The sequence below is a fragment of the Methylobacterium sp. 22177 genome, from assembly GCF_052045615.1.
In the GTDB taxonomy this organism is placed as follows: domain Bacteria; phylum Pseudomonadota; class Alphaproteobacteria; order Rhizobiales; family Beijerinckiaceae; genus Methylobacterium; species Methylobacterium radiotolerans.
In genome coordinates this window covers 1-1,755 of sequence record NZ_JBQEPK010000112.1, presented here as the reverse complement: position 1 = coordinate 1,755, position 1,755 = coordinate 1, and the positions used below count along the sequence as shown (strand labels likewise).

Sequence of the window (1,755 nt, the reverse complement as noted above, 5' to 3'; positions counted from 1 at the left end):
GTTCAGGCTCGAGGAGCGGCCGTCGAGGGCCTGAGAGGTGAAGAAGTTGGTCGGGTTGTCGAGGGCGGAGTTGACCGTCTTGCCGGTGGCGAGGCGGTTCTGCGTGGTCGCCATCAGCTGGGCGGTGTCCTGCAGCGAGAGCAGGTTCTGGCGCGTCGCGGCCGACAGGGTGATCGAGGACATGGGTCTTATCTTTCTGATTTGATGCACCCGTTTCTCGGGCACGCCAGTAATCGTCCGCCAAACGTTTCGCAGGGGTTAAATCAATTGCGGACTCCCGGTGCGTCCGAAGTGATCGTTAATGAATCGATCCTTGAGAGGCTCAGTATTTATGGATCTCGGGCCTTCTTCAAGATCCATTAACTATCCGCAGCCATAAGCTGTGACGCAGACCAATTCTGTCGCGCCTGCCCGACCGGGGCCGATCCGGTTCGGCCGGCGCGGAGAGGACGGGGCGAACCTTACAGGGAGCTCAGATGTGATCGCTCAAGCGTCCAGTGATGTTGGCGCCGCGACCCCTTCCGCGTCGCCGAAGTTGCCCCATGTGGCGATCGCGATCCCCTGTGGGACCATGGTCCACGCGGACTTCGCCGTGAGCCTCGGATCGATGATGCACTCGCTCGGCGAGATGCCGATGTCGATCGTCGTCGGGAAGTCGTCGATCGTCGCCGACGCCCGCAACCTCGGCCTCGAATACGCGCAGAAGTACGGGGCGGAGTACGTCCTGTTCATCGACAGCGACATGACGTTCCCGAAGGACGCGCTGCTCAAGCTCCTCGTGCGGCAGGTCGACATCATCGGCGCGACCTATTCGCGCCGCACCGCCCCGTTCCACTTCCTGGGCGACATTCTGCCGGAGCAGCCGGCCGACGCGCCGAAGGGTCTGCTGGAGATGTCCCGGATCCCAACCGGCTTTCTGCTGATCAAGGCCACGGTCTTCGACAAGCTGAGGAAGCCCTATTTCCGCTTCCGCGTCGACGAGGAAGCCGGCGTGAACATCGGCGAGGACTTCGACTTCAGCGATCGGGTCCGCGCCGCCGGCTTCCGGATCTGGTGTGATCCGTATCTCAGCAAGGAGCTCGGCCACATCGGCGAGCAGTCCTTCAAGCTCTGACAGCGACGCGTGCCGAGGCGCGCGTCGCCCGACACGGTGAGGCCTGGGAATGAGGATCGCGATCATCACGCCGTCGAGGCTCAAACCCTCGACCCTGGCCGGAAAGGCCGGTCAGTACTTCCTGGAACACGCGATCGAGAGCGCCAACGCCCAGGAGCTCGACCGGCCGGCGACGATCCACTTCTTCGTCGGGACCGATCCGGAGACCGAGATCCCGGCGCGGCTCGCCGCGCACCCGCAGGTCACCTTCGCGCGCGGCGCGCGCAAGGGGCAGATCCCCGCGCTGAACGCGGCCATCGGCGCCGTCGACGACAGCTGGGACCTCGTCGGCTTCCTCGAGGACGACGATCGCTGGCTGCCGCCCTATCTGGGCGTCGCCGTCCGAGCCCTGGACAGCTTCGATTTCGTCTCCTCGACGCAGCTCGAGGTGGACGAGGCCGGCGAGGTGGTCCGGATCAACGACTTCGCGACGCCGTCGGGCTGGCTGATGCGGCGGGCCACCTTCGCGCAGGTCGGCGCGATCAGCCCGGCCTCGAAGTGGCACTACGACAACGAGTGGCTCGGCCGCCTCGCCGAGACCGGCCTGCGCCGCGCCCACCTCGTCGAGGCGACGGCGCCGGTCACGCTGCAGGACGCGATCC

2 protein-coding genes and 1 pseudogene are annotated in these 1,755 nt (G+C 65.6%); 2 read left to right on the top strand and 1 reads right to left on the bottom strand.

The window, feature by feature from the left end:
- Positions 1–183: pseudogene (locus ACTJK8_RS32275) on the bottom strand (flagellin); the annotation flags it as partial.
- Positions 184–544: 361 nt separating this feature from the next.
- Here ACTJK8_RS32275 and ACTJK8_RS32270 point away from each other — a divergent pair.
- Positions 545–1,114 (top strand): glycosyltransferase family 2 protein, encoded by a 570-nt coding sequence (locus ACTJK8_RS32270; protein WP_041372344.1) that lies wholly within the window; start codon positions 545–547, stop codon positions 1,112–1,114.
- Positions 1,115–1,163: 49 nt separating this feature from the next.
- On the top strand, positions 1,164–1,755 hold a 592-nt coding region (locus ACTJK8_RS32265; RefSeq protein ID WP_440763204.1), incomplete at its 3' end, for a glycosyltransferase family 2 protein.